We start from the raw sequence: 3,884 nt of genomic DNA on the forward strand, positions 1-3,884 counted from the left end.
AGACGCGGCTGGGCGAATAAGGTGGCCAGCGGCAGTTCCAATCCCAGCGCGCTGCGGATGCGCGAGATCAGGCGCACGCCGAGCAGCGAGTGCCCACCGAGGGCGAAGAAGTTGTCGTGCCGTCCGATGTTTTCCAGATCCAGTAATTCGCGCCAGATTGCGGCGATGGTTTGTTCGATTTCGCCCTGGGGTGCTTCATACGCATGCGCCGCATACGCTGTGACGTCCGGTGCTGGCAATGCCTTACGATCCAGCTTGCCATTTGGCGTCAGCGGCAGCCGATCCAACTGTACGTAAGCCGCCGGTACCATGTAATCCGGCAGTACATCCGTTAGCCAGCTGCGCAAAGCATCCGCATCCACGCTATCGGACCTCACCCCTTCGGCCCCAACCCAGTACGCCACCAGCCGTTTGCCCGTGCCTGTCGCATCCTCCAGCGCCACCACTACGCACTCGCGCACATCCGCATGCGCGCTCAGCCGCGCCTCGATCTCGCCAAGCTCGATGCGGAAACCACGAATCTTGACCTGGTGATCGTTGCGGCCCACAAACTCGATCGTCCCATCGGCACGCCAGCGCCCCAGATCGCCAGTGCGGTACATCCGCGCATTGGCTGTTTCGGAGAATGGATCGGCAATAAAACGCTCGGCAGTCAAATCGTCTCGGTTCAAATACCCTCGGCCTACACCATCGCCGCCGATATACAACTCACCTACCACCCCGATCGGCACTGGCGCGCCGTGTGAATCCAGGATGTAAATCTGCGTGTTCGCGATCGGTCGGCCGATCGGAAGGCTGCTGGCATGTCCCCATCCCGCGCGGTAGCGCCACGCCGTGACATCCACTGCCGCTTCTGTCGGTCCATAAAGATTGAAAATCCCGGCCGCTGGGAAAGTCGCCTGCGCACGCTCTGCAAGCGTTGGGGGCAATGCCTCACCACTGCAGATGACACGCCTGATCTCTGGGAATGGCGCATGATCGCCATGCTCGATCAACGCCCGTAGCATCGACGGCACGAAATGCAGCGTGGTGATGTGCGCATCGCTGATCAATGCCTTCAGATACACCGGATCCTTATGCCCCTCTGGCTCCGCCAGTTGCACACGCGCTCCGCTCAGTAGGGGCCAGAACACCTCCCACACCGAGACATCGAAACTGATCGGTGTTTTTTGCAGAACGATCTCGGATTGGTCGAGCTTGTAGGCGTCCTGCATCCACACAAGGCGATTGACGACGCCGCGATGCGCGTTCATCGCCCCCTTCGGCACACCGGTCGATCCAGACGTATAGATCACATAGGCCAGATGACGTGCAGTTAGATCACTTGCGTTGCGGTCGGGGTTGCGGTTCGGCAAATATGCCCAACGTTCCCCGTCGGTTTGCAGATCGACGATCACATCCGAGGCGGGGCTACCCTCGACCAGGTGGCGACTGCCGGTATCCGTCAGCACCACTGTCGCGCCGCAATCCGTGAGCATATAGGCCAGCCGCTCCGGCGGATAAGCTGGATCCAGCGGCACATACGCACCACCCGCTTTCAGTACCGCCAGCAGCGCCACCACCATCTCGACGCTGCGCTGTATGCAGATTGCCACACGGTCATCTGGACGCACACCCAATGCGCGCAGGTAATGCGCCAACTGATTTGCCTGTGCGTTCAACTCGCCATACGTCAACGCCACTTCGCCTTGCACCACCGCGATCGCCGCTGGATCACGCGCTACTTGCGCCTCGAACAATTCGTGCACACACGCATCGCGCGGATAATCTGCCGCCGTCGCATTCCATTCCATCAGTATTTGATGGCGCTCGGCCTCAGGCATTACGTCAAGATCGCGCACCGCCGTTTCCGGCGCATGGGCAAGCGCATCGACAAGTCCTTCCAGTGCCTTCATCAGGAAGGCGCCTATCCGTCCCGGAACCAGTGGCCGCTGCGACTGCACCGTCAATCCAAAATCGGATCCCAAGTCGTCGATGGAAACCATGAGCGGATAACTCGTCCGATCATTCTCCACTAGTGTCTCTATCCCTTCCCATGCCAATGACTCGGCTGAGCTTTCTGCCGGTGCGGTATGCCGGTAGTTGAGCAATGAGGTGAACAAGGGGGCCGGCGCAGGAACACGGCTGCAACGCTGCGCCAGCGACAGCGGCGCATGTTCATGCCGCAACAGCTCAGCAAGATGCTGTTGAGCCAGCCGCACACTCTTCGCCACGCTGGATCCATCAATCTCGATGCGTAACGGCAATGTGTTGATGAACATGCCCAGCGTACGGTCGCCCCCCGTGCCACTTTGCATGCGGCCAAACAGAAGTGTCCCGAACACCACACTCTCACGTCCCGTGGCGCGTGCTACCACCTGCGCCCAGGCCAGATGGAACAGACTCGCCACGCTCACGCCGAGCACGCGCGCCTGCTTGCGCAGCAATGCCGACAGCGGATCGGGTAGCTCAAACCGAAGCTCCTCCACATCCGACCCATCGCCCTGTGCATTCAAAAGACCGAAAGGCGCGCAGGGCTCAGCCACATCGCCCAGCATCGTGCGGAAATACGCATCATGTTCGTCTTGGCTCAGGCCAAGTAGTGCCTGCGCCACGAAATTGCGGAATGGCAGGGCAGGTGGCAACTTGTCGCTGTGACCGCCAAGGTGCTGCTTTACCTCATCCAGTAAGATCGCAAGCGTTGTATGGTCGGACGTAAGTTGATGGCTCATCAGTTGCAGCAACCAGCGGCCATTGGCCGGATCGTGCGCCGCAAAACCACGCATCAACGGCGCCTGACGCAGGTCCAGACGCCAGTGCCGCGGATCGAAGCGCGACTGCAACTGTGCGGCCACCTCGCCGTCGGACGCATCCAGGCAGACGCGCTCGATCACCAGCGCGGCGCGACGCCACACCACTTGCACGGGTGCGGTCAGTCCTTCCCACACCACCGCCGTGCGCAGGACGTCGTGACGATCGATCACACGTTGCAAGGCATCGACAAACCCATCCAGGCGTGAACGACTATCGAACGCAATCAGGTTGCGCAGCAGATAGGCATCGCCTTCGCGCTGCAACAGGTGATGGAAGAAAATGCCTTCCTGCAATGGAGCCAACGGATAGATGTCCTGGAGATTGGCCGGGCCACCTGGCGTCATCGCGACGATGGTGTCGATCTGTGCTTGAGTGAGTGCGACCAGCGGCAGCATCTCCGGTGTGATTGCCACGCTATCGGGCGCAATCTGATTGGGTGGAACGCTGACCGATACCGCGCCGCTTGCAGCAGCCAATTCAGCAAGCGTCGGCGTGGCGAACAAGCTGCGTAAATCGGCCTGCAGACCCTGTTGGCGCATGCGCTCGGCCAGTGTCACCGCCAACAACGAATGCCCACCGAGGGCGAAGAAGTTGTCGTGCCGTCCGATGTTTTCCAGACCCAGTAATTCGCGCCAGATTGCGGCGATGGTTTGTTCGATTTCGCCCTGGGGTGCTTCATACGCATGCGCCGCATACGCCGTGACGTCCGGTGCTGGCAATGCCTTACGATCCAGCTTGCCATTTGGCGTCAGCGGCAGCCGATCCAGTTGTACGTAAGCCGCCGGGACCATGTAATCCGGCAGTACATCCGTTAGCCAGCTGCGCAAAGCATCCGCATCGACGCTATCGGACCTCACCCCTTCGGCGCCAACCCAGTACGCCACCAGCCGTTTGCCCGTGCCTGTCGCATCCTCCAGCGCCACCACTACGCACTCGCGCACATCCGCATGCGCGCTCAGACGTGCCTCGATCTCGCCCAGTTCGATGCGGAAACCACGGATCTTGACCTGGTGATCGTTGCGGCCCACAAACTCGATCGTGCCATCGGCATGCCAGCGCCCCAGATCGCCAGTGCGGTACATGCGTGCTGT

Annotated in this window: 1 protein-coding gene; it reads right to left on the reverse strand. The window is 60.8% G+C overall.

Annotated features, from left to right (window positions below; translation table 11 throughout):
* Positions 1-3,884: non-ribosomal peptide synthetase (locus XalbCFBP2523_RS15465; protein WP_146084124.1), on the reverse strand; the 3,884-nt coding region annotated here is incomplete at both ends.

It is taken from the genome of Xanthomonas albilineans, assembly GCF_002939705.1.
GTDB lineage: Bacteria > Pseudomonadota > Gammaproteobacteria > Xanthomonadales > Xanthomonadaceae > Xanthomonas_A > Xanthomonas_A albilineans.